Consider the following 24,179-nt stretch of genomic DNA (forward strand, 5'->3'; position numbering starts at 1 on the left):
CCCCCCCCCCCCCCCCCCCCCCCCCCCCCCCCCCCCCCCCCCCCCCCCCCCCCCCCCCCCCCCCCCCCCCCCCCCCCCCCCCCCCCCCCCCCCCCCCCCCCCCCCCCCCCGCGAGGGCCTGGAGATCTTCACCAAGGTCTACTGGCCCACCGGCCCCGGCCCGAACGACCGCGGTCTGGGCCGCAAGCACGTCCAGGAGAGCTGCGAGGCCTCGCTGCGGCGGCTGCAGACCGACCACATCGACCTCTACCAGGCGCACCGCTACGACGAGACGGTGCCGCTGGAGGAGACCATGACCGCCTTCGCCGACCTGGTGCGGGCGGGCAAGGTGCTCTACATCGGGGTGTCGGAGTGGCGCGCCGAGGAGATCGCCGCCGGCGCGGCGCTGGCCCGCGACCTCGGCGTCCAGCTCATCAGCAACCAGCCGCAGTACTCGATGCTCTGGCGGGTCATCGAGGAGGAGGTCGTCCCGACGTCGCAGCGCGAGGGCGTCTCGCAGATCGTGTGGTCGCCGCTCGCCCAGGGCGTCCTCACCGGCAAGTACCGGCCGGGTGAGCAGCCGCCCGCCGGCAGCCGCGCCACCGACCCGGAGGCCGGCCGGTTCATCCGGCAGTTCATGACCGACGACGTCCTCACCCGGGTGCAGGACCTGCGGGCGGTCGCCGACGACCTCGGGCTGTCCATGGCGCAGCTCGCGGTGGCGTGGGTGCTGCAGAACGAGAACGTCGCCGCGGCGATCATCGGCGCGACCCGGCCCGAGCAGGTGCACGACAACGTGAAGGCCGCCGGCGTCCGGCTCGAGGCCGACGTCCTCGCCCGGATCGACGAGGTCCTCGGCGACGTCGTCGAGCGGGACCCCGCGAAGACCTCTCGAGGGTGATCCCCGCCGCCCCGGCCTGACCCTCGACGTCGAGGTGAGGTTCAGGCCGGGGCGAGGCCCATCGGGCCGTAGGCCTTCCGGTCGCCGTCGAAGAGGGACACCGTCGCCACGCCGCGGGCGAGCAGGTCGCGCCAGTTCTCCCCCAGCCACGACTCGGCGTCGCCCTGGTTGTCCGAGCGCGGCACCTCGACGCCGAGCGCGGCGGGGTCGATGGTCGCGCCGTCGGGGTCCTCGAGCCGCCAGGTCCAGGTCATGGACGGAGGCTAGTGAGGCCGGCCGTGTCCGGGGTGTGACCGGTCACCGGGTGTCGGGACAGCTCGGCGAGGGCATGGGAGGTCCGACCACCCGTGCCCACCGGAGGACCGATGACCGTGCCGACCACGGGGGGCGCCTCGCGCGCCACCCCGCCACCGCCCTCGACCGAGGACGCCTCCACCGGGCAGCTGATCAGCCAGCTGACCGAGCAGGTCTCGCGCCTGGTGCGCGACGAGGCCCGGCTGGCGCAGGCCGAGATGACGCAGAAGGCCAAGCGCCTGGGCGTCGGCGCCGGTCTCTTCGGCGGCGCGGGGCTGTTCGGCTTCCTGGGGCTGTGCGTGCTCGTCGCCACCGCCGTCCTCGCCCTCGACGTGGTGTTGCCGGCCTGGCTGGCCGCCCTGATCGTGGCCGTGGTGCTGCTCGCCGTCGCCGGTGTGCTCGCGCTGATCGGGAAGAAGGACGTCCAGCAGGGCTCCCCGCCGGTGCCCACCGAGGCCATCGCGAGCACCAAGGCCGACATCGCGACCGTCAAGGAGAGTGCGCGCCGATGAGCACCCCGTCCGGCAGCTCCCGCCCCGACGGGCCGGACTCCGCCGCCACCGGCCCCGCCGACCCCGACGCCATCAAGGCCGAGATCGAGGCGACCCGCGAGCAGCTCGGCCGCACCGTCGACGAGCTCAGCGCCCGCCTCGACGTCCCCGCGCGGGCCAAGGAGGGGGCGGCGCGCGCCAAGGACACCGCCGTCGAGACCTACCGGGAGAGCCCGCCGGCCGTCATCGGCGCCGGTGCCGCGCTCGCCGGCCTGGTCGGCCTGCTGACCTGGCGCCGCCGGCGCAAGCGCCGCCGCGCCGCGGCCGTCTCCACCGCGACGGGCGCCGCGCTGGCCCAGGCGCGCGCGGAGGCCCGGCGCGCCCGCGCGCAGGCCGCGCGGGAGACCGCCCGCGCGCAGCGGGCCGTCGCCCGGGACGCCCGGCGCCGGGCCCTCGCGCAGGGCGCCGCGAAGAAGGCCGTCGTGACGAAGGCCGCCTCCACCAAGGCCACCTCCACCAGGGCCACCTCCACCAAGGCCACGGGCAAGGGCATCGCCAAGAGCGGGGCGGCGAAGGGGAAGGTGCGCAGGTGAGCGGTAAGGGCGCCAAGCTGGTCTACCGCCCGGTCGGCCTCGGCGCCGGCATCCTCGCCGGTGTCGTCTCGGGCGCGATCTTCAAGCAGGTCTGGAAGCGCGTCTCCGGCGAGGAGGACGCCCCCGACGCGCTGCAGAGCGAGTACCGCATGCGCGAGGTCGTGCTGGCCGCGGCGATCCAGGGCGCCATCTTCGCCGCGACGAAGGCGACCATCGACCGGCTCGGGGCACGCACCTTCACCAAGCTGACCGGCACCTGGCCGGGCGACTGACGGACGGCACGGGCGCGCGACGTCGACGGGAGGGACGCAGATGGCCGGGACGAGGGAGCGCGACAGCGCCGTCGACCGGATCCGGCAGCGGGTGGAGGAGAAGGCGGCCCGCCGCGCGGCCGCCCGGGAGGCCGAGGAGCGGGCCGCCCGCGGTGAGGGCCCCTCCGATCCCGGCCGGGTGCCACCTGGTGGCCCCGGCGCCGCGCAGCTGCCCGGCGTGCACGCCGAGTCGCCGACGCAGATCCCGGCGCGGGGGTGGAAGCAGGTCGTCAAGCGGGCGTGGGCGGAGAACAACGCCGACAACATGCCGATCATCGCCGGCGGCGTCGCGTTCTTCGCCTTCCTGGCGATCTTCCCGGCGCTGATCGCGACCATCTCCATCTACGGCCTGGTCGCCTCGCCGGAGACCGTCGCACGGCAGGTCGAGAGCCTCTCGGCACAGCTGCCCGACGAGGCGGCCGCCCTCATCGGCGACCAGCTCACCTCGATCACCCAGAACAGCGGCGGCGCGCTGTCCGTGTCGCTGGTGGTCTCCGTGCTCGCGGCGCTGTGGTCCGCGTCCGGCGGCACCGGCAACGTGATCACCGCGGTCAACATCGCCTACGACGAGGTGGAGACCCGCGGTTTCGTCAAGCGCAAGGCGATGGCGCTCGGGCTCACCCTGGGCGCCATCGTGTTCGTGCTGGTGACGTTCACGCTGGTCGCCGTCGTCCCGGCGGTGCTCGACTCGCTGCCGCTGGGCGTCGTCGGCACGGTCCTGGCGCAGGTCGTGCGCTGGGTGCTGCTGCTCGGGGTGTTCGCCGGCTCGCTGGCGGTGCTCTACCGGGTGGCGCCCGACCGCGACGCACCGCAGCTCAAGTGGGTGAGCCTCGGCGCGATCGTCGTCACCGTCATCTGGGCGCTGGTCAGCCTCGGCTTCAGCTTCTACGTCAACAACTTCGGCTCGTACGACAGGACCTACGGCGCGATCGCCGGCGTGATCGTGCTGATGCTGTGGCTGTACCTGACCTGCTACCTGGTGCTGCTCGGCGCGGAGATCAACTCCGAGGCCGAGCACCAGACGGCGGAGGACACCACCGAGGGCGAGCCGGTGCCGATGGGGCAGCGCAACGCCACCGTGGCCGACTCGCTGCCCGACCCGCCGGAGCCGACCAAGGAGTCGAAGCAGAAGGCGTGAGCCGGTCCGCTACCGCACGTGGGAGGGCACGAACGGCGGCCTGACCACCTCGACCGGCTGCGGGCGGCCCCGGACGTCGACGGCGAGGGCGGTCCCCTCGGCGGGCGGCGCGGCGGAGTCGAGCAGGGCGAGCGCGATGCCGGTGCGCAGGCTGGGCGAGAAGGTGCCGCTGGTGACCTCGCCGACCCGCGCCCCGCCGTCGTCGAGGACCGCCATGCCAGGGCGCGGGATGCCGCGGCCGGGGGCGCGCAGGCCCCACAGCAGCCGCGCGGGACCGGCCTCCTTCTCGGCCAGCAGGGCCTCCCGCCCCCAGAACGCCGGCTTGCGCCAGCCCACCGCCCAGCCGCTGCGCGCCTGGTTGGGGGTGATCGAGCGGGACAGCTCGTGGCCGTGCAGCGGGTAGCCCATCTCGGTGCGCAGCGTGTCGCGGGCGCCGAGGCCGCACGGGCGGATCCCCTCGGCCGCGCCGGCGGTCAGCAGCCGGTCCCACAGCTCGCCGGCGCGGTCGGCGGCGACGAGCAGCTCGTAGCCGTGCTCGCCGGTGTAGCCGGTGCGGCAGACGGTGACCTCCTGCCCCTCCCCGCCGGCGAAGGCCATGTAGGACAGGTCGGCGGCCAGCCCGGCGGCATCCAGGACGGCGGCCGAGCGCGGCCCCTGCACGGCCAGGACGGCGACCTCCTCGTGCCGGTCGGTCACCGTCACCCCCGACGGCGCCGCGTCGGCCAGCCGGGCGAGCACCTCCTGCGCGTTCGCCGCGTTGGGCACGAGCAGGACGTCGTCGTCCCCGTGCAGGTAGACGATCAGGTCGTCGACGACGCCCCCCGCGTCGGGCTCGCCGTCGGGGACGCAGCAGAGCGTGTACTGCGCCTGCCCCGGGCCGATGCGCATGAGGTCGTTGCTCAGGCAGGCGTCGACCAGCGCCGCGGCGCCCGGGCCGCGCACCGTGCCGGTGCCCAGGTGGGACACGTCGAACAGGCCCACCGCCTCGCGCACCGCGGCGTGCTCGGCGAGGACGCCGCCGCCGGCGTACTCGATGGGCATCGACCACCCGCCGAAGTCGGCCAGCTTGGCGCCGGCCGCGACGTGGCGGTCGTGCAGGGGCGAGGTCCGCGCGGTCACCCCCGCACCGTAGCGACGCCCACCCGCCGACTCCTTCGCCGTCCTCACGACCCCGCCGACGGTGCCCCCTACGATGCAGCGGTGCCGCCGACGATCACCGCCACCGACCGCCCGCTCGAGAAGACCTCCGCCGACGCCGTCGTGGTCGGCGTCGGCAAGGGCGCCTCCGGCCTGCTGCCCACCCCCGGCGCCGAGGCCGTCGACCGCCTGCTCGGCGGCCGGCTGCTGCCCGCGCTGGCCGACCTCGGGGCCCGCGGGGCCGCGGACGAGGTCACCCGGGTCGCCAGCCTCGGCCAGGGCCCCTTCCCCGTCGTGGCGGCCGTCGGCCTCGGTGCCCCGGAGGCGGCCGGTGGGTACTCCGCCGAGGCGGTCCGCCGCGCCGCCGGTGCCGCCAGCCGCGCGCTGGCCGGCCGCGCCTCGGTGGTCACCCTGCTGGCGGCCGTGGGCGGCACGCCGGACGCCGAGCGGCTGCACGCCGTCGGCGAGGGCTCGCTGCTGGGCGCCTACGAGTTCACCGCCTACCGCTCCGACCTGCCCGCGGACCGGCCGACGCCGCCGCGCGAGATCACCGTCGTCGTCCCGGACGCCGGCGCGGCCAAGGCGCCGCTGAACCGGGTGCGTGCCGTCGCCGACGCGGTGGCCCTGGTGCGCGACCTGGTCAACACCCCGCCCAACGACCTCTACCCGGCCGAGTTCGCCGCCCGCGGCGCGGCGGCCGGCAAGGCCGCGGGCCTGTCGGTCGAGGTGCTGGGCGAGGCGGAGCTGGCCGCCGGCGGCTACGGCGGCGTGCTCGCCGTCGGCGGGGGCTCCGCGCGCGGCCCGCGGCTGCTGCGGCTGACCCACCGCCACCGGAAGGCGCAGAAGAAGGTGGCCCTGGTCGGCAAGGGGATCACCTTCGACAGCGGCGGCCTGTCGATCAAGCCGGCCGCGAACATGCACCACATGACCAGCGACATGGCCGGCGCCGCCGCCGTGATCGCCACCGCCTGCCTGGTGGCCCGGCTCGGCCTGCCGGTGGAGCTGACCGCCACCGTGCCGATGGCGGAGAACCTGCCCAGCGGCACCGCCTACCGCCCGGCCGACGTGGTCACCTTCCGCAACGGCAAGAAGGCCGAGATCACCAACACCGACGCCGAGGGCCGCGTGATCCTCGCCGACGCCATCGCCCGTGCCGCCGAGGACTCCCCCGACGTCCTGCTGGAGACCTCGACGCTGACCGGCGCGCAGCTGGTCGCCCTCGGGGCGCGCACCGCCGGCGTCATGGGCAGCGACGACCTGCGCGACGCCGTCGTGGCCGCCAGCCGCCGCAGCGGCGAGCCGATGTGGGCGATGCCGATGCCCGAGGAGCTGCGGCGGGGCATCGACTCCCCGATCGCGGACTTCGTCAACGCCAACGCCGACCGCATGGGCGGGATGCTCGTCGGGGCGCACTTCCTCGCCGAGTTCGTGCCCGCCGGTCTGCCCTGGGCGCACATCGACATCGCCGGCCCGAGCTACAACACCGGCGCCCCGTGGGGCTACACGCCCAAGGGCGGCACCGGCGTCCCGGTCCGCACGCTGCTGGCCACCATCGAGGACCTGCTGACCCGCTGAGCACCCGCCGGCCGGGCCGCCGGCGTCGCGCCCGCGACCCGCGCCCGGCCGGTGGTCGGCGCCCCGGGCCTGCAGTTCTCCGGAGTGGCAGGATGGGCCAGGACCATCCCCCCGCCCGCACCGGCGGGGAAGGCCGAGATCAACGAGGAGCACGTCGTGAGCGCACCCACCACCCCCGCCGACCTGGTCATCCTCGGCGGTGGCTCGGGTGGCTACGCCGCCGCACTGCGCGCGGCGGAGCTGGGCCTGTCGGTCGTCCTGATCGAGAAGGACAAGGTCGGCGGCACCTGCCTGCACCGGGGCTGCATCCCCACCAAGGCGCTGCTGCACAGCGGTGAGATCGCCGACCAGGCCCGCGAGGGCGAGCAGTTCGGCGTCAAGACCTCGCTGGCCGGCATCGACATGGACGGCGTCAACGCCTACAAGGACGGCGTCATCGCGCGGCTGTACAAGGGCCTGCAGGGCCTGGTCAAGAGCCGCGGCATCACCTACGTCGAGGGCGAGGGCCGGCTGGTCTCCCCCACCGCCGTGTCGGTGAACGGGCAGACCTACGAGGGCCGGCACGTCCTGCTGGCCACCGGCTCCTACTCCCGCAGCATCCCCGGCGTCGAGCTCGACGGCGTCCGCGTCATCGACAGCGAGCAGGCGCTGGCGCTCGACCGCGTCCCGACCTCGGCGATCATCCTCGGCGGCGGCGTCATCGGCTGCGAGTTCGCCAGCGCGTGGAAGTCCTTCGGCGTCGACGTGACCATCATCGAGGGCCTCAAGCACCTCGTGCCGCTGGAGGACGAGAGCTCCTCCAAGCTGCTGGAGCGGGCGTTCCGCCGTCGCAAGATCAACTTCGAGCTGGGCAACCTGGTGTCCGGGGTGGCCCACACCGAGAACGGCGTCAAGGTCAGCCTGCAGAACGGCAAGGAGTTCGAGGCCGAGATCGTCCTCGTCGCGGTCGGCCGCGGCCCGGTCAGCCAGGGCCTGGGCTACGAGGAGGCCGGGGTCGCGATGGACCGCGGCTACGTGCTGGTCGACGAGTACTGCCAGACCAACGTCCCGACCATCTCCGCCGTCGGGGACCTCATCCCCACCCTGCAGCTGGCCCACGTCGGCTTCGGCGAGGGCATCCTCGTCGCCGAGCGGCTCGCCGGGCTGCCGGTCGTCCCGATCGACTACGCGGGTGTCCCGCGGGTGACCTACTCCGAGCCCGAGGTGGCCTCGGTCGGCCTCACCGAGACCCAGGCCCGCGAGCAGTACGGCGACGTCGAGACCCTCACCTACGACCTCGGGGGCAACGGGCGCAGCCAGATCCTCAAGACGCAGGGCGCGGTCAAGCTCATCCGCCAGAAGGACGGCCCCGTGGTCGGCGTGCACATGGTCGGCAGCCGGGTCGGCGAGCTGATCGCCGAGGCGCAGCTGATCTACAACTGGGAGGCCCTGCCCGACGAGGTGGCCGCCCTGATCCACCCGCACCCGACCCAGAGCGAGGCCATCGGCGAGGCCCACCTCGCGCTGGCCGGCAAGCCGCTGCACGCCCACAGCTGACGCCGCTCCCCGCGTCGCCGACCGCCGTCTCCCCTCCCCTCGCGACCCCGAAGGAGCCCTCTCCCGATGCCGACCTCCGTCACCATGCCCGCCCTGGGCGAGAGCGTCACCGAGGGCACGGTCACCCGCTGGCTCAAGCAGGAGGGTGAGCAGGTCGAGGTCGACGAGCCGCTCCTCGAGGTGTCCACCGACAAGGTCGACACCGAGATCCCCTCCCCGGCCGCGGGCGTGCTCACCCGGATCCTGGTGTCCGAGGACGAGACGGTCGAGGTCGGCGCCGAGCTCGCGGTCATCGGCGGCGAGGGCGACGGCGACGCCGGAGGCGCCCCCGCGTCCGCCGACGACGCCGACACCCCGCAGACCCCCGCCGAGCAGGTGGAGGACGCGGGCCCCGGCCCGTCGGAGGAGCCGCAGCCCGCTCCGGCGGCCGCGGCGCCGTCGTCCGGTGGGCAGGACGGCGGCCAGGACGGTGGCCAGGGTGGTGGCCAGGGTGGCGGCCAGGGTGGCGGCCAGGGTGGCGGCGAGGGGACGCCGGTGACGATGCCGGCGCTCGGCGAGAGCGTCACCGAGGGCACCGTGACCCGCTGGCTCAAGGCCGTCGGCGAGGAGGTGACCGCGGACGAGCCGCTGCTGGAGGTCTCCACCGACAAGGTCGACACCGAGATCCCGGCTCCGGTGTCGGGCACGCTGCTGTCGATCAGCGTCCAGGAGGACGAGACGGTCGAGGTCGGCGCGCAGCTCGCGGTGATCGGCAGCGGGGCCGCGGCGAGCGCCCCCGCCCAGCAGGAGGCCCTCGCCCCACAGGAGGCCCCTGCCCCGCAGGAGGCCCCTGCCCAGCAGCAGACGCCCGTGCAGCAGCCGCCGGCACCGCGCCAGGAGCCGCCGGCCGCCGCTCCTCCCGGGCCCCCGCCGTCGGTGCCCGCCGGCGCCGACTACGGCTCCGGGGCCGCCGAGACGGTCGCCGAGCAGCGCAGCACCCCGCCGACCCAGCCGCGCCCGGCTCCCTCCGGTGGGCAGGCCCCGGTTCCGGCGTCGACCCCGGCGCCCGCCGACGGCGGTGGCACCTACGTGACGCCGCTGGTCCGCCGTCTGGCCGCCGAGCACGGTGTCGACCTCACCGCGATCGAGGGCACCGGTGTCGGGGGTCGGATCCGCAAGCAGGACGTCCTCGCCGCCGCCGAGTCGGCCAAGGCCCCCGCGGAGGCGCCGGCCGAGGCGCCGGCTGCTGCGGCACCCAGCGCGCCCGCCGCCGGCCGGCCCGCTGCCCCCTCCCCCGCGGCGCAGCCCGACCCGTCGCTTCGCGGGCGCACCGAGAAGATGTCGCGGCTGCGCGGGGTCATCGCCCGGCGCATGGTCGAGTCGCTGGCGATCAGCGCACAGCTGACCACCGTCGTCGAGGTCGACGTCACCCGGATCGCCCGGCTGCGCGACCGCGCGAAGCGGGACTTCCAGGCCCGCGAGGGCGTGAAGCTGTCGTTCCTGCCGTTCTTCGCGAAGGCGGCCGTCGAGGCGCTCAAGGTCCACCCGGCGGTGAACTCCTCGGTCGACCTGGAGGCCGGGACGGTCACCTACCACGACGCCGAGAACCTCGGCATCGCCGTGGACACCGAGCGCGGACTGCTGGTGCCGGTCATCCACGGAGCCGGCGACCTCAGCCTCGGGGGTCTGGCCCGCAAGATCGCCGACCTCGCCGAGCGGACCCGCATCAACAAGGTCACGCCGGACGAGCTCGGTGGGGGCACCTTCACGCTGACCAACACCGGCAGCCGCGGCGCCCTGTTCGACACCCCGATCATCAACCAGCCGCAGGTGGCCATCCTGGGCACCGGCTCGGTCGTGAAGCGGCCGGTCGTCGTGCAGGACCCCGACCTCGGTGAGGTCATCGCCGTCCGGTCGATGGTGTACCTGGCGCTGACCTACGACCACCGGATCGTCGACGGTGCCGACGCAGCGCGGTTCCTCGTGACCGTGAAGGAGCGCTTGGAGGCCGGTCAGTTCGAGGGCGAGCTCGGCCTGTCCTGACGTCCCCCGGTCGGGTCCCGGCGTCCGCGCCGGGACCCGGCCACATCCGTGCCCGGGGGGACGAGGAGGGTCATGAAGATCGCGGTCACCGGGGCCTCGGGCCTCATCGGGCAGGCGCTGGTCCCGGCGCTGCGCACCGACGGGCACGAGGTCATCCGCCTCGTGCGCCGGACCCCGCGCACCGCCGACGAGCACCGCTGGGACCCCCAGCACCGGCGGATCGACCCGGTGCTCCTGCAGGACGTCGACGCCGTGGTGAACCTCGCCGGCACGCCCATCCGGCCCCGCCCGTTCACGGCGGGCTACAAGCGCGACCTGGTGGCCAGCCGGATCGACAGCACGACCACGGTGAGCGAGGCGCTGGCCGCGGCGGCGGCCGCCGACCCCTCCCGGCCGCGGGTGCTGCTGTCGGCCTCGGCGGTCGGCTACTACGGCGACACCGGTGACCGCGTCGTCGAGGAGGACGCCGGCCCCGGGGAGGACTTCCTCGCCCGGCTGTGCGTGCAGTGGGAGCAGGCCACCCGCCCCGCCGCCGACGCCGGCGTCCGCGTGGCCACCCTGCGCACGGGCCTGGTGATCGGTCGCGACGCCGTGCTCGTGCGGATCCTCGGCACGGTCTTCCGCCTCGGCCTCGGTGGCCGGATGGGGTCGGGACGGCAGTACTGGCCGTGGATCGGCCTGGCCGACGAGGTCGGCGCCATCCGGTTCCTGCTGACGGCCGGCGAGGTCAGCGGGCCGGTGAACCTGACCGGCCCCGCGCCGGTGCCCAACAGCGAGTTCGTCCGAGACCTCGCCGCCGCCGTCTCCCGTCCCGCCGTGCTGCCCGTGCCGGCGGTGGCCCTGCGCCTCGTGCTCGGGGAGTTCGGGCGCTCCAGCGTCCTGGCCGGCCAGCGCGCGGTGCCCGCCCGGCTGCAGGAGGCCGGCTACCGGTTCACCCACGCCACCCTCCCGTCGGCACTGCGCGAGGCCCTCGGCCGCGGCTGACCGTCACGACAGCCGGCCGGCCGAGCCGATCCGCCACCCGTCCGGGCCGGGGACCAGCACCATCTCCACCTGTGCCGGCGCCCGGCCGGCCTCGGTGCGCAGCACCGGGCCGTCCGGGACCGCGGCCGAGACGACGGCGCACTCCGGCCAGCTGTCGAGCAGCTGCACCTGCACGGTCCCGTCGGCGCCGGCGACCCCGGTGACGGCCACCTGCGCGACGGTGGGACGGAACCCGCGCAGCACCTCCCCCGCCGCGCCCAGCCCCGCCAGGTACGCCCGGTCGGCGGCGAGCAGCGGGCTGTCGGCGGTGTAGACCTCCGCCAGCAGCGCCGCGTCCCCCGTGCCGAACGCCTCGGCGCGCCGCTCGTAGAGGGCGGTGAGCACCGCCGTCCAGTCCGTCTCCTCCACGGTCGGCGCGGGGGACGGGACGGGCAGGGACGGGACCGGCGAGGACGGGGTCGAGGACGGGGTCGAGGACGGGGTCGAGGACGGGGTCGAGGCCGGCGGCGAGGAGGCCGGCCGGGCGGCCGCGCGCTCCGGAGACGTCGACGGGGTGGCGGAGGCCGTCGACTCCCCGGCCACGGCGACCGGTGCGGCACCGGGCCCGGACCGCGACCACGCGAGGCCGCCCCAGACCGCCACGACGACCAGGGCCGCCGTGCCCACCCCGGCCCCGAGACGGCGCACGGCCGACCGGCTCGGCCACCGGAGCCCCCGGCCGGCCGGCCGGACCTCGCACGGCGCCGGCCTGCGGTGGCGGCCGGGCACCTGGTGGGTCAACTCCGTGCGCGGTCCCCGGCCGGTGCGGGCGAGGTCGGCGTCGGGGGTGCCGCCCCGGGGCAGCCGCACGGGCTCGGGACGGCAGGCGTGCCGCAGGTCCAAGGCGAACGCCGCGGCCGACCCGCGGGCGTGGGGGTCCTCCGACAGCCCCCGGGCCACCACCTCCAGCAGCGCCGGCGGCGCGTCCGGCGCCAGCGCGGCGAGGTCGGGCAGCTCACCGCTCGCCGCGACCCGGAGGGTGTCCGCCGGCGTCGCCGCGTTCCAGGGAGCGACACCGGTGAGCGCGTGGAAGGCCGCCGCGGCCACCCCGAAGACGTCGGACGCGGGGCCGGGGGCGCCGCCGCGCGCCACCGCGGGGTCGACGTAGGCCGGCGTCACCTCACCGGCCGCCTCCTCCCCCAGGACGCGGGCCACACCGAGGTCGGTGAGGACCGGGCGGCCCTCGGCGGTGAACACGACGTTGCCCGGCGACAGGTCGCCGTGGACGACCCCCTCCTCGTGCGCCCGGGCCAGCGCCGCCGCGACCGGTGCGAGCGCGGTGACGACCTCTCCCGGACGCAGCCGGCCGCGTCGTGCCAGCAGCGCGGCGAGGCTGCCGCCCTCGAGCAGGTCGAGGACCAGCGCCACCCGGGGTGGGCCGCCGCGCCGGGGCTGGTGCACCACCTCGTGCAACCGGACCAGGTGCGGGTGGTCCAGCGCGCCGAGCAGCGCGGCCTCGCGCGCCTGCCGCTCGGCGTCCCCGGCGAGGAGCACCTTGACCGCCACCGGAGGGCCGCCGCCGCGGGGGTGGGCCCGCCACACCTCGCCGGACCCGCCCCGTCCCAGCAGCCGGTCGAGCCGGTAGCCGGGCACCACCGGCGGGGCCGGGGACCCGGGTCCGGCGTCGGGGTCGGGGTCGGGGTCGGGACGCTCGGCGTCGTCGGCATCGCGCAGCGGGGACACGGCCGGGACGGTAGGACGCCCGGGCACCGGCCCGCTCCGGCTGTCCACAGGCGCCGGCTGCGTCCACAGCCACCGGCCCGGACAGGTGCGCGGGCCGCGCTGCACCTAGGTTCGGGCCATGCCACCACCTCCCCGCGCCGAGGTCGTCATCGTCGGCGCCGGGCTGGCCGGGCTGTCCGTGGCCACCCGGCTGGTCGCGGCCGGCTGCGACGTCCACGTGCTCGAGGCCGCGGGTCACGTCGGCGGGCGGCTGGCCACCGACCGGGTCGACGGCTTCGTCGTGGACCGCGGCTTCCAGGTCTTCAACACCGGCTACCCCCGCGCCGCCGACCTCGACCTGGACGCGCTCGACCTGGGCTTCTTCGCGCCCGGCGCGGTCGTCCGGGCCGGCGGGCGGGCACACCGGGTGGTCGACCCGCGGCGGGTGCCCACGGCGCTGCCGGACACGCTGCGCGCTCCGGTCGGGTCGCTGCGCGAGAAGGCCGCCATCGCCGCCTTCTCCGCCCGGGCGGGCTACTGGCCGGTCCCCCGCCTGCTCACCGCGCGGGAGACCACGGCCGCCGAGCACCTGCGGCAGGCCGGGGTGGGGGCGGTGGCCCTGGAGCGGTTCTTCGGCCCGTTCCTCGCCGGGGTGCTGCTCGAGGACCGGCTGGAGACGTCGAGCCGCTACCTGGACCTGCTGTGGCGCAGCTTCGCGCGCGGCGCGACCGGCCTGCCGGCCCGGGGCATCCAGGCCATCGGCGAGCAGCTGGCCGGCCGGGTCGGCGCCGAGCGGGTGCACACCGGCGTCGGCGTCACCGCGGTGAGCGGCACGGAGGTCACCACCGCGGCCGGGCCCGTGCGCGCCGACGCCGTCGTGGTGGCCACCGACCCCGGCACCGCGGCCCGGCTCGTCCCGGCCGTCGAAGCCGCCGCGCCACGGCAGGTGACCACCCACTACCACGTGCTGCCGGCCTCGCCCTGGACCGAGCCGCTCATCGTCCTCGGCACACCGGGCGGGCGACTGGTCAACAGCGTGGTGCTCACCGACGCCCAGCCGGGCTACTCCCCCGACGGGCGGGCGCTGCTGGCCAGCAACTCGCTCCCGCCGACCCGCGAGGCCGATGTCCGCGACGAGGTCGCCCGGCTGCACGACGTGGCCCCGGCCGACCTCGAGCACCTGACCACGGTCACCGTGACCGGCGCCCAGCCGGCCGCGCTGCCCCCGCTGCGGCACCGCCGCCCGGTCGACCTCGGCGGCGGCCTGTACGTGTGCGGGGACCACCGCGACACCCCGTCCATCCAGGGCGCCATGGCCAGCGGCCGGCGCACCGCCGCGGCCGTCCTCCGCGCGCTGCGGCCCGCCCTCGCGACCGGAGCCGCCTGATGCCCGCCGACGCCCCCACCGTCCTGGCCACCAGCATCGGCTTCGACTCCCGCCGGCGCGGCCCCTACGACTGGGCGCCGGGCCCGGTGTTCGACCTCGCCGTCGAGCTCGCCGGCGCGCCGGAGCACCCGCGGCTGTGCTACCTCGGCACCGCCACCGGCGACGACCCCGCGCGGCTGGCCGCCGTCTACGGCGCCTTCGCCGGCAGCGCCGTCCGGATGAGCCACCTGAGCCTGTTCCCCATGCCCACGGTCGCCGACGTGCGGGCGCACCTGCTGGCCCAGGACGTCGTGTGGGTCGGCGGCGGCAGCGTGGCCAACCTGCTGGCGGTGTGGCGGGTGCACGGCCTCGACGAGGTGCTCGCGGAGTGCTGGCGCGCCGGTGTCGTGCTCGGCGGGGTGTCGGCCGGGTCGCTGTGCTGGCACGTCGGGGGCACCACCGACTCCTACGGCCCCGACCTGCGGCCGGTCACGAACGGACTGGGGCTCATCCCGACGTCCAACGGCGTGCACTACGACTCCGAGGAGCAGCGCCGCCCGCTCTACCACCGGCTGGTGGCCGACGGGACGCTGCCCGGCGGGCACGCCACCGACGACGGCGTGGGCCTGGTCTACCGGGGCACCGACCTGGTGGAGGCCGTTGCCGACCGGCCGGGCGCGGCCGCCTACCGGGTCGAGCGCGGACCCGACGGCACGGCCGTGGAGACCCGACTCGAGCCGCGCAGGCTCCGCTGAGCGCGGGCTTAGGCTGGGGAGCGTGACCGAGTTGCACGTCGTCCGGGCCGGCACCGTCCCCTACGAGGAGGCCTGGGCGCGGCAGCGCGAGATCCACGCCGCGCGGGTCGCCGGCGAGGGTCCCGACACGCTGCTGCTCCTGGAGCACCCGTCGGTCTACACCGCCGGCCGCCGTACCGAGCCCCACGAGCGCCCGTTCGACGGCACGCCGGTGATCGACGTCGACCGTGGCGGCAAGATCACCTGGCACGGGCCGGGCCAGCTGGTCGGCTACCCGATCGTCGCGCTGCCCGACCCGGTCGACGTCGTGGCGCACGTGCGGCGGCTGGAGGCGGCGCTCATCGAGGTCTGCGCCGGGCTGGGGCTCGCCACCGAGCGGGTCGAGGGCCGCAGCGGCGTGTGGGTGCGCGCCGACGACCGCGGCCCCGACCGCAAGATCGCCGCGATCGGGGTCCGGGTGGCCCGCGGCGTGACCATGCACGGGTTCGCGCTCAACTGCGACCCCGACATGTCGGCGTTCGCCAACATGATCCCGTGCGGCATCGCCGACGCCGGGGTCACCTCGCTGAGCGCCGAGCTCGGCCGCGACGTCCCCGTCGCCGAGGTGGTCGACGCCGTCGAGGCCGCGGTGCGCCGCGTCCTCACGCTCGCACCCGCCGTCTGACCCGCGGCCCGTCCCGAGGCGAGCCTGCGAGCCCGCGAGCGCTGAGGGGGACGGGGTCCATCGTCAGCCGACGACGAAGTTGACCAGCCGCCCCGGGACCGCCACCACCCGCCGCACGGTCTTCCCGGTCAGCTGCGCGGCCACCCGCTCGTCGGCCCGCGCCGCCTCCTCCAGCACCGCGGCGTCGGCGTCGGCCGGCACGGTCACCTGCGCGCGCACCTTCCCGTTGACCTGGACGGCGACCTGCACGGTGTCCTCGGCCAGCCACCGCTCGTCGGCCACCGGGAACGGCGCCCACGCCACCGAGTCGGGATGGCCCAGCCGCGCCCACAGCTCCTCGGCCAGGTGCGGTGCCAGCGGCGCGACCAGCAGCACCAGCGGCTCGGCGACCGCCCGCGGTACCGGCGCGTCCGCCCCGTAGGCGGCGGTCAGCGCGTTGGTCAGCTCGGCGATCCGGGCGATGGCCACGTTGAACCGCAGCGTCGCCATGCCGTCGCGCACCCCGGCGATCGCCCGGTGCAGCGCGCGCAGCACGTCGTCGGACGGGGTCGAGTCGTCGGCGCGCACCGCGCCGGTCTCCTCGTCGACGACGACGCGCCAGATCCGCTGCAGCAGCCGCTGGGAGCCGACGACCGCCTTGGTGTCCCACGGCCGCGACTGCTCCAGCGGGCCGGTCGACATCTCGTACACCCGGAAGGTGTCGGCGCCGTAGGCCCCGATCATCTCGTCGGGCGTGACCATGTTCTTCAGGCTCTTGCCGATCTTGCCGTACTCGCGGGTGACCGGCTCGCCCTCGTAGAGGAAGCGCCCGTCCTCCTCGACCACGTCGGCGGCGGGCACGTAGAAGCCGCGGGCGTCGGTGTAGGCGTAGGCGGAGATGTAGCCCTGGTTGACCAGCCGCCGGAACGGCTCCTCGCTGGAGACGTAGCCCAGGTCGTGCAGCACCTTGTGCCAGAAGCGCGCGTACAGCAGGTGCAGGACCGCGTGCTCCATCCCGCCCACGTACAGGTCGACACCGCCGACGTCGCCCGGTGACTGCGCGCCCAGCCAGTAGCGCTCCAGCTCGGGGTCGACCATCTGCGTGTCGTCGCCCGGGTCCAGGTAGCGCAGGTAGTACCAGCACGAGCCCGCCCAGTTCGGCATCGTGTTTGTCTCGCGGCGGTAGGTCCGCAGGCCGTCGCCCAGGTCCAGCTCGACCGTCGTCCACTCGGTCACCCGCGACAGCGGCGGCTCGGGGACGGAGTCGGCGTCGTCGTCGGGGAAGGTCTTCGGCGAGTAGTCGTCGACCTCCGGCAGCAGCACCGGCAGCAGCGACTCGGGCACCGCCCGCGGCAGGCCGGCGTCCTCGCCGTCGACGGCGTAGACGATCGGGAACGGCTCGCCCCAGTAGCGCTGCCGGCTGAACAGCCAGTCGCGCAGCTTGTAGGTGGTGGTCGCCTCGCCGGCGCCGCGCCGGACCAGCCAGTCGGTGATCGTGGCGATGGCGGTGGCCTTGTCCAGCCCGTCCAGAGAGACCTCCTCATTGGAGGAGTTGATCATCGCGCCGCTGCCGGTGAACGCGCCGCCCTCGAAGCCCTCCGGCGGCTGCACGGTGCGCACCACCGGCAGACCGAACGCCTCCGCGAACTCCCAGTCGCGGGTGTCCTCGCCAGGCACCGCCATGATCGCGCCGGTGCCGTAGCCGGTCAGCACGTAGTCGGCGATGAAGACCGGCAGCTCGCGGCCGTCGACCGGGTTGACGGCGGTGACGCCCAGCCACACGCCGGTCTTCTCCCGGCTCTCGTTCTGCCGGTCCAGCTCCGACCGGCGCGAGGCCTGCCGCTGGTAGGCCTCGACGGCCTCGCGCGGGGTCGCCGCGCCGCCGGTCCAGCGCGGGTCGGTGCCGTCGGGCCACGCCTCGGCGGTCAGCTCCCCGACCAGCGGGTGCTCGGGTGCCAGCACCATGTAGGTGGCGCCGAACAGCGTGTCGGGGCGGGTGGTGAACACCTCGATGGTGCGGTCGCCGGCGGCGAAGCGGATGCGCGCACCGGTGGAGCGGCCGATCCAGTTGCGCTGCACCTGCTTGACCGAGTCCGACCAGTCCAGCCGGTCCAGGTCGGCCAGCAGCCGCTCGGCGTAGGCGGTGATCCGCATCATCCACTGGGTCAGCGGGCGCCGGAACACCGGGAAGTTGCCGCGCTCGGAGCGGCCGTCGGCGGTGACCTCCTCGTTGGACAGCACCGTGCCCAGCCCGGGGCACCAGTTGACCGGCGCCTCGTGGCGGTAGGCCAGCCGGTGGGCGTCGACCACCTGCCGCTTCTCGACGGCCGACAGCTCCGCCCACGGCCGCCCCGAGGGGTTGGTCCCCGGCGCCGGCTCGCGCGTGCCGGCGTCCAGCTCGGCCACCAGCTCCTCGACGGGGCGGGCCTTCCCGGCCTGCTCGTCGAACCAGGACCCGAAGATCTTCAGGAAGATCCACTGGGTCCACCGGTAGTAGCCCGGGTCGATCGTGGCGAAGGTGCGGCGCTCGTCGTGGTCGAAGCCCAGCCGCCGCAGCTGCGCGCGGATCGCCGCGATGTTGGCCTCGGTGGTGACCCGCGGGTGCTGCCCGGTCTGGACGGCGTACTGCTCGGCGGGCAGGCCGAAGGCGTCGTAGCCCATCGGGTGCAGCACGTTGTCGCCGTCCATGCGGCGGAACCGGCTGGTGACGTCGGTGCCCAGGTAGCCCAGCGGGTGCCCGACGTGCAGGCCGGCACCGGAGGGGTAGGGGAACATGTCCATCACGAAAGACTTGGGCCGCCCGGCGACCCGCTCGAAGCCCGCCGAGAGCCGGCCCACGGGGTTGGGCGTGTGGAAGGTGCCCTCCCGCTCCCACCGGTCCTGCCACGCCAGCTCGATGCGCTGGGCCAGCGCGGGCGTGTAGCGGTGCGGCGGCACGCCGTCCTCGGCGGGCTCGGTCGTGGTCTGGCTCGCCGTCTGGCTCATCGAGGTGCTCCCGGGGTCATCCGTCGGCGGACACGAAAAAACCCCTCACACAGGAGGGGTCGCCGTGCTGACTGCGCGATCAGGTCAGCACGGCCGGAGAAGCAGGCGCCCGCCGGTCACCCCTCCAGCCTAGCGCGCGGCGCCGTCTCACCCGGAGGGGTCGACCGGGGCCGCCGGGGTGCACCCGGGGGCGCTGCCCGCCGATGCAGTACCCGTGCGCGCCGCGACGGTGTCCCCCCGGTCCCCGGGAGCCGGCCCCCGCGACCACCTGCTGGTGGTCGCGGTCCTCGGCGTGGCCGCGTTCACCACCGGCATCGGGCCGCGGCCCGGCGGGGTGGTGTGGGACGTCCTCTACGACGTCGTCGTCTACCACGTGCCGTGGCTGGCCGCGGGCGCCGCGTGCTGGCTGACCGCCCGCACCGCGCCACGCGAGGCGCTGGCCTGGCGGGCGCTGGCGACCACGCTCGTCGTCGGCGCGCTCGGCAACGTCGTGCGGATCCTGCAGACCGGACAGGCCGGCACCACGCCGTCGCTGCTCGGCGACTCATCCGTCGCCGTCGCCTACGGCAGCCTCTACGTGGCGCTGTTCGTCTTCATCCGCGCCCGCGTGTCCCGCTTCCTGACCAGCATGTGGCTCGACGGCGTCGTCGTCGCCCTGGGGACGACGGCGGTCGGCATCGGCTTCGTGCTCGGCCCCTACCTCGGCGCCGACGGCGACATCTCGCTGCTGCAGCTGGCCTGGCCGGCGGCCGACGTCCTGCTGCTGGCGCTGGTCGCGGGCGTGTGCGCCATCCTCGGCGTGCACGTCGACCGCACGCTGCTGCTGGCCGCCGGGGCCGTGGCGTTCTTCGCCGTGGCCGACGCCGCCCTGTTCGCGCTCAGCGTCGCCGGCCGCTACACCGACGGCGGACCGCTGGAGCTGATCTGGCTGGCCGGCGTCCTGTGCGCCGCGGTCGCCGCGCAGCGCACCACCGGCGACCCGGCGCCGCGCGACGACGACGGCGGGGTGCGGATCACCTGGCGGCTGGTGGCCCTCCCGCTGGCCGGCACGCTGGCCGCGCTCGCCGTCCTGGCGGCCGGCTACGGCGACGACCTGCCCGGCAGCGCCGGGTGGCTGGCCGTGGGCTGCGTGCTCGCCGCACTGGCCCGCACCGCGGTCACCTTCCGCGAGGTCCGCTCGTTCGCGGCGGTCCGGCAGGAGGCCCGCACCGACGAGCTGACCGGCCTGCCCAACCGGCGCGCCCTGCTCGAGGCGGCCCGCACCGTGCTCGCCGGGGCCACCACCGCCCGCCCGGCCGCGCTGCTGCTGCTCGACCTCGACGGGTTCAAGGAGGTCAACGACAGCCTCGGGCACGGCTCCGGGGACCAGCTGCTGCGCCAGGTCGGCCCGCGGCTGGCCCCGGCGCTGGCGCGCGGTGAGATCCTCGCCCGCCTCGGCGGCGACGAGTTCGCCGTCCTGCTGCCCGACGCCGGCCTGTCCACCGCCGCCGAGCGCGCCCGCACCGTCCACGACCTGCTGCGCCGGCCGTTCACCGTCGACGGCATCCGGCTGCACGTCGGGGTGAGCATCGGCGTCTCCACCGCGCCGGTGCCCGCCGACGACGTCCAGGAGCTGCTGCGCTGCGCCGACGTCGCCATGTACGCGGCCAAGACCGAGCGGACCGGCGTGCACGTCTACGTGCCCGACCCCACCAGCGGCTCCGGCGAGCGGCTGCGCACCATGGAGGAGCTGCGCACCGCGCTCGTTGCCGGGGAGCTCGACGTCCACCTGCAGCCGCAGGTCGCCATGGCCGACGGCCGCGTGGTCGGCGTCGAGGCGCTGCTGCGCTGGCACCACCCGGACCGCGGACTGCTGGGGCCGGCCGTGGTCCTGCCCGCCGCCGAGCAGGCCGGCCTGCTGCGCCCGCTCACCGACGCCGTCCTCGAGCGGTCGCTCGACGCGGTGTCGCGCTGGTGGGCCGAGCACCGCGTCCCGGTGTCGGTGAACCTGTCGGCCGCGAACGTGGCCGACCTCGACCTGCCGGGGAAGGTCGCCGCGCAGCTGGCCCACCGCGGGCTGCCCGCCGCGGCGCTCACCCTCGAGCTGGTCGAGGACACCCTGATGGCCGACCCCGAGCGCGGCCGCACCGTGCTCGCCGAGCTGCGGCGCCTGGGCGTGCGCACCTCCATCGACGACTACGGCACCGGCTACAGCTCGCTGGCCTACCTGCGCCGGCTGCCGGCCGACGAGCTCAAGCTCGACCGCAGCCTCACCGCCGACGTCGCCGAGGACGAGCGCGCCGCGGCGATCGTGAGGCACACCGTGGCGCTGGCCCACGACCTCGGCCTGAGCCTGGTGGCCGAGGGCGTCGAGGACGCGGTCACCGCCGCCCGGCTGGCCGCACTGGGGTGCGACGTCGCCCAGGGCTACGCCGTCGCCCGGCCCATGCCGGTCGGGGACCTGCTGCGCTGGCTGGCCGCCGAGCGGCAGCCGCTGGTCCGCACCGCCTGACGGCGCCGCGGCCGAGGCGCCCGGGCGCGCCACCCCGGGATGTGCCGATCCGGCCGAGCGGGCAGGATGGCCGGAGTCGATCAACCGGAGGTGCATCCCGTGTTCCGCTCATCGTCCCGCGACCAGGTCGTCGGGACCGAGACCCACGGCCAGGTCATCGGGGCCGAGCTCCAGGAGAGCCTGACCCACCTGGGAGCCGCCGTCACCGAGGCCCGCCTGGCCGCCGCGGAGCACCTGTGGCCACGCGTCGACGCCGCCCTCGAGGTGGCCGGCCCGGTCCTGGACGCCGCCCGGGTCGCGGTCGCCCCGAAGGTCGCCGCGGCCGCAGCCGCCGCCGCGCCCGCCGTCACCTCGGCACGCGAGGCCCTCGCCCCGCGGGTGGGCGCCGCCCGCGACGCCGCCGGCCCGGCGCTGGACGTCGCCCGCGAGCGGGTCGACGCCGCCGTCGCGGCGCTCACCCCGCGGGTCGTGGCCGCCCGCGACACCGCCGGTCCCGCGGTCACCGCCGCGCTGGCCGCCGCCGGCACCGCCGCGGCCCGGACCGCCGCCGACCTCGGGCCGCGGCTGGAGGCCGTGCAGGCGGCGACGCGCACGGCGCTGGCCGCCGAGGTCGCGCCCCGGGTGGCGGCCGCCCGCGACACCGTCGTCCCCGTGCTCGGGACCGCCCGCGAGAGCGTCGTCGCCGGGGTGGGCACCGCGCTCGGCGAGCTCGAGCACCGCCGCGCCGAGCTGGTGTCCGGCGTCGGCCGGGCCGGCCGCGACACGACCCGCAAGGCGGCCAAGGGCAAGGCGAAGGCCAAGGGGAAGGCGAAGGCCAAGCGGAAGGCGGCTCGGGCGAGGGCCCGGGGCGGGGCGTCGGAGAGCCGGCGCTGGCCGTGGGTGCTGCTGGCGCTCGCGCTGGGTATGGGCACGTTCGCGGTCCTGCGCCGCAAGAAGGACGACCCGTGGACGCCGGCCCCCGCCGGTGACGGGCCCGTGCCCAGCTACCGAGAGGACCCCGTGCCCAGTTCCCCGAGCAACGACCAGTCCGGCAAGACCGTCTCCGACGCGATGTTCGTCGCCGGCGACTCCGCGCCCGCCGAGTCCGACATGGGCATCCGCGACGCCCAGAACGTGGCCGGCGACGACGACGCCGGCGCCACCGACCCGACGCAGACCGCTCCCGAGCCGTTCACCAGCGGCGGCAACGCCCAGGAGGGTCCGACCGCGGGCCCCGCGGCCGGCCAGGCCTGAGCCCCACCGGGACGTCCCCGCACCGCCCCCGCTGCCTCCCGCAGGCAGCGGGGGCGGTGCGCGTCCGGGGGTACCGTGCAGGTCATGAGCGAGACGGCGGCCCCCACCCCCTCCCCCGCGAAGGTCGAGCCAGCCGGTCGCAAGCTGCTGCGCCTGGAGGTGCGCAACAGCCAGGTCCCGATCGAGCGCAAGCCCGACTGGATCAAGACCCGCCTGCGGACGGGCCCGGAGTACACCGAGCTCAAGTCGCTGGTCCGCCGCGAGGGCCTGCACACCGTGTGCGAGGAGGCCGGCTGCCCCAACATCTTCGAGTGCTGGGAGGACCGGGAGGCGACCTTCCTCATCGGCGGTGACCAGTGCACCCGCCGGTGCGACTTCTGCCAGATCGACACCGGCAAGCCCGCCGACTTCGACGCCGACGAGCCCCGCCGCGTGGCCGAGAGCGTCGCCGCGATGCAGCTGCGCTACGCCACGGTCACCGGCGTCGCCCGCGACGACCTGCCCGACGGCGGCGCCTGGCTCTACGCCGAGACGGTGCGCCAGATCCACACCGCCGTCCCTGGCTGCGGCGTCGAGCTGCTCATCCCCGACTTCAACGCCGACCCCGACCAGCTGGCCGAGGTGTTCTCCTCCCGGCCGGAGGTGCTGGCCCACAACGTCGAGACCGTGCCGCGGATCTTCAAGCGGATCCGGCCCGGCTTCCGCTTCGAGCGGTCGCTGGCGGTCATCACGGCGGCCCGCGAGGCCGGCCTGGTCACCAAGTCCAACCTCATCCTCGGCATGGGCGAGGAGCCGCACGAGGTGGTCGAGACCATGCAGGCCCTGCACGAGGCCGGCTGCGACCTGCTGACCATCACCCAGTACCTGCGCCCCTCGCCGCGGCACCACCCCGTCGTCCGCTGGGTCAAGCCCGACGAGTTCGTCGGCTTCCAGCAGCGGGCCGAGGAGATCGGCTTCCCCGGGGTGCTGGCCGGGCCGCTGGTGCGCAGCTCCTACCGGGCCGGGCGGCTGTACCAGCAGGCGATCGAGGCACGCGGTCTCGCTCCTCGGGGCTGATCGGCCCGCCGCCTGACCGGGGGGACGCCCGCGCGCCCGTATCCTGGGGACATGGCACGCAGCAAGCCCACCGACTCCTCCGCGCCCCCCGGCCGCGGCAAGGCCGCGACCGGCCCCGGCACCGCAGGGCGCGGCCGGTCGGGCGGGGGTGCCACCGCAGCCGGGGCGACCGCCGCGGGCGGGAAGGGCCGGGCCCCGAAGCTCGGCAAGGACGGCCAGCCGAAGGTCGGCCGGCTGAAGCGGGTCGGCAACCAGGTCCGCATGATCAAGCAGGCCTACTCGCTGACCCGGAAGAACGACCCACGGCTGCCGTGGCTGATGCTCATCGCCTTCGTGGCGGTGGCCGGCGTCGTCGAGCTGCTCGCCGTGCTGTTCGGCGCGCCGTTCCTGATGCTGCCGCTGGCGATCGTCCTCGGTGTGCTCGCCGCCATGATCGTCTTCGGCCGGCGGGCGCAGGGGTCGGCCTACCGTCAGGTCGAGGGCCAGCCCGGCGCCGCGGCGTGGGTGCTCGAGGGCATGCGCGGCGACTGGCGGGTCACCGCCGGCGTCGCGGGCACCGCCCAGCTCGACGCCGTCCACCGGGTCCTCGGCCGGCCCGGGATCGTGCTCGTCGGTGAGGGCTCCCCCGCCCGGGTCCGCGGCCTGATCGCGCAGGAGAAGAAGAAGATCGCCCGGGTCGTCGGCGACACCCCGATCTACGACCTCGTGGTGGGCGACGAGGAGGGCCAGGTCCCGCTGCGCAAGCTCAGCACCCACGTGATGAAGCTGCCGCGCAACCTCTCCGCCGCCGAGGTCAACACCCTCGGCCGGCGCATGGCCGCCCTGGGCGGCCCGAAGATGCCCGTTCCCGGTGGCCCGATGCCCGGCGGGCGGCAGATGTCGGTCAGCCAGCGGCAGGTTCGCCGCCGCTGACGCGAGCCTCGGCATAGGAAGCGATACGCACGTCCAGGGCGCCTGGACGTGCGTATCGCTTCCTATGCCCGGGAGT

Annotated in this window: 20 protein-coding genes; 16 read left to right on the forward strand and 4 right to left on the reverse strand. The window is 75.9% G+C overall.

Annotated elements, in window-relative coordinates; translation table 11 throughout:
• On the forward strand, window positions 1-880 hold an 880-nt coding region (locus tag ACI780_RS21145; RefSeq protein ID WP_457005559.1), incomplete at its 5' end, for an aldo/keto reductase.
• A gap of 41 nt (window positions 881-921) precedes the next feature.
• Here ACI780_RS21145 and ACI780_RS21150 read toward each other — a convergent pair.
• The gene (locus ACI780_RS21150; RefSeq protein WP_456870054.1) at window positions 922-1,134 is read right to left on the reverse strand and encodes a hypothetical protein; all 213 of its coding nucleotides are present in this window, start codon (window positions 1,132-1,134) and stop codon (window positions 922-924) included.
• A 111-nt stretch (window positions 1,135-1,245) separates the two neighbouring features.
• On the opposite strand from ACI780_RS21150, the gene ACI780_RS21155 reads away from it, so the two are divergent.
• From ACI780_RS21155 to ACI780_RS21170, 4 genes are read left to right on the forward strand one after another with little or no spacing between them, the layout of a single operon-like run.
• Window positions 1,246-1,686 (forward strand): phage holin family protein, encoded by a 441-nt coding sequence (locus tag ACI780_RS21155; protein ID WP_456870053.1) that lies wholly within the window; start codon window positions 1,246-1,248, stop codon window positions 1,684-1,686.
• On the forward strand, window positions 1,683-2,258 hold the full coding sequence (locus ACI780_RS21160) for a DUF3618 domain-containing protein (RefSeq protein WP_457005561.1): 576 nt from the start codon (window positions 1,683-1,685) through the stop codon (window positions 2,256-2,258). Before ACI780_RS21155 ends, ACI780_RS21160 begins: the two co-directional genes overlap by 4 nt.
• Window positions 2,255-2,530, forward strand: a complete 276-nt coding sequence (locus ACI780_RS21165; RefSeq protein ID WP_456870051.1) for a DUF4235 domain-containing protein — start codon at window positions 2,255-2,257, stop codon at window positions 2,528-2,530. The genes ACI780_RS21160 and ACI780_RS21165 overlap by 4 nt, the downstream gene beginning before the upstream one ends.
• Window positions 2,531-2,570: 40 nt before the next feature.
• The gene (locus tag ACI780_RS21170) at window positions 2,571-3,707 is read left to right on the forward strand and encodes a YihY/virulence factor BrkB family protein (RefSeq protein ID WP_456870050.1); all 1,137 of its coding nucleotides are present in this window, start codon (window positions 2,571-2,573) and stop codon (window positions 3,705-3,707) included.
• A 9-nt stretch (window positions 3,708-3,716) separates the two neighbouring features.
• Here ACI780_RS21170 and gcvT read toward each other — a convergent pair whose 3' ends face one another.
• Window positions 3,717-4,826, reverse strand: coding sequence for a glycine cleavage system aminomethyltransferase GcvT (gcvT, locus tag ACI780_RS21175; RefSeq protein ID WP_457005564.1), 1,110 nt, complete (start codon window positions 4,824-4,826; stop codon window positions 3,717-3,719).
• Window positions 4,827-4,907: 81 nt separating this feature from the next.
• Between gcvT and ACI780_RS21180 the strand changes: the two genes are divergently transcribed.
• The 4 genes from ACI780_RS21180 to ACI780_RS21195 all read left to right on the forward strand — a co-directional run bounded on the left by ACI780_RS21180 (window position 4,908) and on the right by ACI780_RS21195 (window position 10,961).
• On the forward strand, window positions 4,908-6,419 hold the full coding sequence (locus ACI780_RS21180) for a leucyl aminopeptidase (RefSeq protein ID WP_457005566.1): 1,512 nt from the start codon (window positions 4,908-4,910) through the stop codon (window positions 6,417-6,419).
• Between the two features lie 156 nt (window positions 6,420-6,575).
• Window positions 6,576-7,955, forward strand: coding sequence for a dihydrolipoyl dehydrogenase (lpdA, locus tag ACI780_RS21185; RefSeq protein ID WP_457005568.1), 1,380 nt, complete (start codon window positions 6,576-6,578; stop codon window positions 7,953-7,955).
• Between the two features lie 66 nt (window positions 7,956-8,021).
• Entirely contained in the window at window positions 8,022-9,977 is a 1,956-nt protein-coding gene (gene sucB / locus ACI780_RS21190) for a 2-oxoglutarate dehydrogenase, E2 component, dihydrolipoamide succinyltransferase (RefSeq protein ID WP_457005570.1), read from the forward strand.
• Window positions 9,978-10,049: 72 nt separating this feature from the next.
• Window positions 10,050-10,961 carry a TIGR01777 family oxidoreductase gene (locus ACI780_RS21195; protein WP_456870045.1) on the forward strand — a complete coding sequence of 304 codons (912 nt, stop codon included), beginning with the start codon at window positions 10,050-10,052 and terminating at the stop codon, window positions 10,959-10,961.
• 3 nt (window positions 10,962-10,964) lie between these two features.
• Here the strand turns inward: ACI780_RS21195 and ACI780_RS21200 are convergent, their stop codons facing one another.
• Window positions 10,965-12,683, reverse strand: a complete 1,719-nt coding sequence (locus tag ACI780_RS21200; RefSeq protein ID WP_457005572.1) for a serine/threonine-protein kinase — start codon at window positions 12,681-12,683, stop codon at window positions 10,965-10,967.
• 118 nt (window positions 12,684-12,801) lie between these two features.
• Between ACI780_RS21200 and ACI780_RS21205 the strand changes: the two genes are divergently transcribed.
• The 3 genes from ACI780_RS21205 to lipB are packed head-to-tail and all read left to right on the forward strand — an operon-like array spanning window position 12,802 to window position 15,447.
• Window positions 12,802-14,049, forward strand: a complete 1,248-nt coding sequence (locus tag ACI780_RS21205) for an NAD(P)/FAD-dependent oxidoreductase (RefSeq protein ID WP_457005574.1) — start codon at window positions 12,802-12,804, stop codon at window positions 14,047-14,049.
• The gene (locus tag ACI780_RS21210) at window positions 14,049-14,783 is read left to right on the forward strand and encodes a Type 1 glutamine amidotransferase-like domain-containing protein (protein WP_457005576.1); all 735 of its coding nucleotides are present in this window, start codon (window positions 14,049-14,051) and stop codon (window positions 14,781-14,783) included. Before ACI780_RS21205 ends, ACI780_RS21210 begins: the two co-directional genes overlap by 1 nt.
• A gap of 22 nt (window positions 14,784-14,805) precedes the next feature.
• On the forward strand, window positions 14,806-15,447 hold the full coding sequence (gene lipB / locus ACI780_RS21215; protein ID WP_456870041.1) for a lipoyl(octanoyl) transferase LipB: 642 nt from the start codon (window positions 14,806-14,808) through the stop codon (window positions 15,445-15,447).
• A 63-nt stretch (window positions 15,448-15,510) separates the two neighbouring features.
• On the opposite strand, the gene leuS is transcribed toward lipB, so the two are convergent.
• Entirely contained in the window at window positions 15,511-18,411 is a 2,901-nt protein-coding gene (leuS, locus tag ACI780_RS21220) for a leucine--tRNA ligase (protein WP_457005578.1), read from the reverse strand.
• Between the two features lie 214 nt (window positions 18,412-18,625).
• Between leuS and ACI780_RS21225 the strand changes: the two genes are divergently transcribed.
• From ACI780_RS21225 to ACI780_RS21240, 4 genes are all read left to right on the forward strand, one after another.
• Entirely contained in the window at window positions 18,626-20,902 is a 2,277-nt protein-coding gene (locus tag ACI780_RS21225) for a putative bifunctional diguanylate cyclase/phosphodiesterase (RefSeq protein ID WP_457005580.1), read from the forward strand.
• Between the two features lie 99 nt (window positions 20,903-21,001).
• Entirely contained in the window at window positions 21,002-22,135 is a 1,134-nt protein-coding gene (locus tag ACI780_RS21230; protein ID WP_457005582.1) for a hypothetical protein, read from the forward strand.
• A gap of 84 nt (window positions 22,136-22,219) precedes the next feature.
• Entirely contained in the window at window positions 22,220-23,191 is a 972-nt protein-coding gene (gene lipA / locus ACI780_RS21235) for a lipoyl synthase (RefSeq protein ID WP_456870037.1), read from the forward strand.
• Window positions 23,192-23,242: 51 nt separating this feature from the next.
• Entirely contained in the window at window positions 23,243-24,103 is an 861-nt protein-coding gene (locus ACI780_RS21240; protein WP_456870036.1) for a DUF4191 domain-containing protein, read from the forward strand.
• Window positions 24,104-24,179: the final 76 nt, after the last annotated feature.

This window comes from Geodermatophilus sp. SYSU D00814, assembly GCF_054050055.1.

What these genes read in the sequence shown, in the direction of transcription:
- lipA (WP_456870037.1), top strand. Translation starts at nt 22,220, where the DNA reads ATGAGCGAGACGGCGGCCCCCACCCCCTCCCCCGCGAAGGTCGAGCCA.
- ACI780_RS21155 (WP_456870053.1), top strand. Translation starts at nt 1,246, where the DNA reads ATGACCGTGCCGACCACGGGGGGCGCCTCGCGCGCCACCCCGCCACCG.
- ACI780_RS21195 (WP_456870045.1), top strand. Translation starts at nt 10,050, where the DNA reads ATGAAGATCGCGGTCACCGGGGCCTCGGGCCTCATCGGGCAGGCGCTG.
- ACI780_RS21210 (WP_457005576.1), top strand. Translation starts at nt 14,049, where the DNA reads ATGCCCGCCGACGCCCCCACCGTCCTGGCCACCAGCATCGGCTTCGAC.
- sucB (WP_457005570.1), top strand. Translation starts at nt 8,022, where the DNA reads ATGCCGACCTCCGTCACCATGCCCGCCCTGGGCGAGAGCGTCACCGAG.
- ACI780_RS21150 (WP_456870054.1), bottom strand. Translation starts at nt 1,134, where the DNA reads ATGACCTGGACCTGGCGGCTCGAGGACCCCGACGGCGCGACCATCGAC.
- leuS (WP_457005578.1), bottom strand. Translation starts at nt 18,411, where the DNA reads ATGAGCCAGACGGCGAGCCAGACCACGACCGAGCCCGCCGAGGACGGC.
- ACI780_RS21170 (WP_456870050.1), top strand. Translation starts at nt 2,571, where the DNA reads ATGGCCGGGACGAGGGAGCGCGACAGCGCCGTCGACCGGATCCGGCAG.
- ACI780_RS21205 (WP_457005574.1), top strand. Translation starts at nt 12,802, where the DNA reads ATGCCACCACCTCCCCGCGCCGAGGTCGTCATCGTCGGCGCCGGGCTG.
- ACI780_RS21160 (WP_457005561.1), top strand. Translation starts at nt 1,683, where the DNA reads ATGAGCACCCCGTCCGGCAGCTCCCGCCCCGACGGGCCGGACTCCGCC.
- ACI780_RS21240 (WP_456870036.1), top strand. Translation starts at nt 23,243, where the DNA reads ATGGCACGCAGCAAGCCCACCGACTCCTCCGCGCCCCCCGGCCGCGGC.